General features: G+C 70.3%; 2 protein-coding genes. Both read right to left on the bottom strand.

The features are described 5' to 3' along the window. Window positions 1-9: 9 nt before the first annotated feature. Window positions 10-2,349: a molybdopterin cofactor-binding domain-containing protein gene (locus tag PHY01_RS25960; RefSeq protein WP_141282892.1), complete on the bottom strand. Its 2,340-nt coding sequence runs from the start codon at window positions 2,347-2,349 to the stop codon at window positions 10-12. Between the two features lie 394 nt (window positions 2,350-2,743). Then, window positions 2,744-3,046 carry a hypothetical protein gene (locus PHY01_RS25955; RefSeq protein WP_141282889.1) on the bottom strand — a complete coding sequence of 101 codons (303 nt, stop codon included), beginning with the start codon at window positions 3,044-3,046 and terminating at the stop codon, window positions 2,744-2,746. Window positions 3,047-3,148: the final 102 nt, after the last annotated feature.

Raw genomic sequence — 3,148 nt, 5'->3', positions numbered from 1 at the left:
GGGGAGCTCCTAGAAGGTGAACTCGAGGCCGTTGGTCGGCGACTGGGGGACGGGGGGCACGACCGGCTTGGGCTCGAACGGGAACGGGTCCCGGTGGTTGATCGGGAAATACTCCGGGGTGATGCCGGTGGCCCGCCGGTAGGCGTTGGCCACGGCCGCCCCGGCGGAGGCCACGCCGGCCTCGCCGATGCCGCCGGGCTCGGGGAACCCGGAGTCGACGATGTGGATGTCCATCTCGATCGGGGTGTTCCACTGCCGGGTGTAGAAGTAGTTGTCCCAGCTCGCCTCGACGAAGTAGCCGTCGGTCAGGTGCAGGCTCGCCGTGAGGATGTTGGCGATCGCATCGTTGATGCCGCCCATCATCTGGGCCTCGACGCCGCGCGGGTTGATGACCAGGCCGGGGTCGATGGCGAAGACCACCTTGGTGACGCGCGGCCCGGTGACGCCCTCGCGGATCGGCCGGTTCACCGTCTCCGGGCGGCAGTCGATCTCGACCAGGCAGGCCGACACGCCCTTGTACTCGAAGTGGAAGCCGATCCCCTGGGCGGTGCCCTCCGGCATCGACCTGCCCCAGTCGCCCTCCTCGGCGACCTTGTCGAGCACCCCGCGCGCCCGGTCGGACTTGAGGAACTCCCGGCGGAACTCGTAGGGGTCCTTGCCCATCTGCTCGGCGATCCGGTCGACCATGAGCTCGCGGGCGGCCGTGACGTCGGGGGAGTAGATGTTGCGGGTCGACTGCGTGTTGAAGCGCATGTCGACCTCGTTGAGCAGGCGCGTGCTCACCCCGAAGTCGTAGTGCGCGACCTGCGTCAGCTCGAAGACGGACTCGGAGAACGCCAGGTTGGCCAGCGGGAGCTTGATCGCCGCCGCGGTGATCGGCTCGCCCAGGCCCGGGTTGATCTCCGAGGAGACGCTGGTGTGACGCTGCTCGAAGCTGAGCACCTTGTCCCCGGCGACGACGGCGCGGATCCGCGAGGTGCACAGCGGGTGCACACGCCCGACGCGGGAGTCGTCGGCGCGGTGCCACATGAGGTTGACGGGCTTGCCCATCTTCTGCGAGATCTCCGCGGCCTCCAGGGCGCCGTCGAAGAACAGTTTGCGGCCGAACGACCCGCCGCCCTGGACGACGTGGAAGGTCACGGCGCTCACCGGCAGGCCGAGGATCTTGGCGATCTCGCCCTGCGCGGCGATCGGGTTCTTCGCCGGGGCCCAGATCTCGGCACTGCCGTCGCGCACGTCGGCGATGGCGGAGTTGGTCTCCAGCGAGCTGCCGCTGCGGAAGTAGAAGGTGTGCTCGCTCTCGATGCTGTCACCGACGACGCCTGCGGGCACGACCAGCGGCAGCTGGGCCGCCCGGACCTGCTCCAGCACCGAGTCGTCGCTCGCCCCCTCGGCCGTGCCCTCGCCCCACTGGGCGCGCAGCACCTGGATGGCGTCGATGCACTGGCCGAAGGTCGCGGCGCGCACGGCGATGCCGGTGCCGATCACCTCGACGTCGGTGACGCCCGGCAGCTGCCGGACCTCGTCGATGTTGTCGACGGACTCGACCGTGCCGTTGAGCGTGGGCGCCCGGCAGACCATGGTCGGCAGGGCGTCGGGGATCGTCAGGTCGGTCACGAACTTCTTGGCGCCGGTGACCATCGCGAGCTGGTCGGGCTTGTTGCGCGGCGTGCCGATGACGGAGAAGTCCTCGCGCGGCTTCAGCAGGACCTCGACCGGCTCGGTCACATCGCTGGAGGCGATCTCGGCCAGGTCGCCGATCGGGATGGCGGCACCCAGGGTGTCGGTGATGACGCCACGGCGGGTGGTGAGCAGGTTGACCTCCTGCTCCAGCTGGGCGGACGCGGCGGCGAGCAGGCGCCCGCTGGCGATCGCCGCCGCCACCCGGATCGGGGTGAAGGTGGTGAAGACGGTGCTCGAACCGCCGGTGAGCTGGTTGAACAGCAGTTCCGGTCGGGCGTCGGCCAGGGTGACGTTCACCTGCTCGGGATCCAGACCCATCTCCTCGGCGATGACGATCTTGGCGTAGCCGATGATGTCCTGGCCGTTGTCGGAGCGGGGCAGCTCGAACGACACGGTGCTGTCGCGGTTGACCTGGATGCGGATGAGGTTCGCCGTGGGGCGGGCCGCGTCGCGCAGGGCGTCGAGCAGGTCGTAGATCTCCGGCGTCTGCGGCACGGACACGAGCGGGTCGGCCGCGGCGGTCGGGGCCAGGCCCAGGACACCGGTGCTCAGCTCCGCCGCCACCACGAGCGTCGGTGCGGCGATGACGAAGCCGAGGAAACTGCGTCGGCTGACCATGGCGCGGGGCGCCGCGGGCTGCGGGGAGGCGAAGTGGTGCTGGGCCATGCGGGGAGTTCCTGTTCGTCGGCCGTCGACCTGCGGGTGCCGCGCGGGCACCGTCGCCTCGTACCGAGGATGCCGGGCGGCGACGGGGTGAGCCGTGCGTGCGGCATGTCGAAGGGGGCAACGAACCGGATGTCGCCGCGGTACGCGGCGTGCCCCGGGCCCGGGGAGTGAACAGGGTGCTCCACGGACGCAGAAAAGGGACGAAACCCCGCATCGGTGGTGCAGATGCGGGGCCTCGCTCGGGCGTGCTCTCTCATCGACGGAGTGTCGACCAGTCGGCGGATATCACTCGTTCGGCTGGCGCCCTGGCCACCCGAACGGTCGAGCGGTGACGCACCGGCCCCGGGAGGAGATGGCCCGGGACCGGTGCGTCGATGGTGGGTCCGACTGCTCCCTAGTCGAACGGACCGTTCAGCAGTCCACCGACCGGGCCCTCGACCTGGCGGGGGTCGGCCGGGGGGAACTCGTTCTCGACGCCGTTGGCGCCGTCGGGACGGTTGTCACCGTTGAGGGCGTCGGTGCCCTGGAACGTCAGCTCCTCGAGGATCGCCACCACGGAGGTGCCGAGCTGGCCGGGGTTCTGGGTGTTGGTGTACTCGGGGGCGTCGTCCTCGTCGGCCGTGGCGATGCCGACCCCGACCAGGGGAAGGGCGACCGCCGCGGTCGCGAGTGCGGCCAGTGCGTAGCGCTTGTTCATGAGCTTCGTCCTCGTCTCTCGTGAAGATGGGATGGGGGTGGGGGCCCCGGTCACGGGGCCCCCACCGCGGTCACATGTTCTCGGCGCCGGCGTAGATGGCTT

It is taken from the genome of Pseudonocardia hydrocarbonoxydans (genome assembly GCF_006539565.1).
In the GTDB taxonomy this organism is placed as follows: Bacteria; Actinomycetota; Actinomycetes; order Mycobacteriales; family Pseudonocardiaceae; genus Pseudonocardia; species Pseudonocardia hydrocarbonoxydans.
Note: the sequence above shows the minus strand (reverse complement) of the source record. Positions and strands in the feature narration are given on the sequence as shown.